The organism is Sphingobacterium composti (genome assembly GCF_009829075.1).
GTDB lineage: Bacteria > Bacteroidota > Bacteroidia > Sphingobacteriales > Sphingobacteriaceae > Sphingobacterium > Sphingobacterium composti.
On sequence record NZ_WUQZ01000065.1, the window covers coordinates 1 to 425 of the forward strand.

General features: G+C 38.1%; 1 protein-coding gene. It reads right to left on the reverse strand.

Features of this window, described 5'->3' with window-relative positions:
• A partial coding sequence (locus GOQ17_RS16070; RefSeq protein WP_394350617.1) for a hypothetical protein occupies window positions 1-199 on the reverse strand: 199 nt, incomplete at its 3' end.
• Between the last annotated feature and the right edge of the window lie 226 nt (window positions 200-425).

Sequence of the window (425 nt, forward strand, 5' to 3'; positions counted from 1 at the left end):
AACCATATATTTTCTTCCCTGTCTTTCGCAATAGGGTATCGTCCATGTGCGCATAGATATACCTATCCTCTGATTCATTCAAAAGAACAACTTGTTTTCGAATTACCCCAAAAATATCTTTTAGATTCATTCGGCTCCCCTTAAATAGACGGTATGCTGCAGACCAATCTTTAAATTGATTGCCACTTGCTGTTAACATACCAGTCACTGTACATCGACCTAGACTACATAGCAAACCCAATGCTAAACTGCGGGCTCTCTGAAAGGTACGGTGTTGATTAAAAGCCGAACTACATTGTTCAAAAAGATATTGAAAATGAGCGATTATGCTTTTTTGGGGAGTTTTTTTTTAAGGTCTTTTACAGACTCGTCACTTCGTTGAAGAACAAGTCGCTGATGATCATCTATTACCCACTCTACAATTT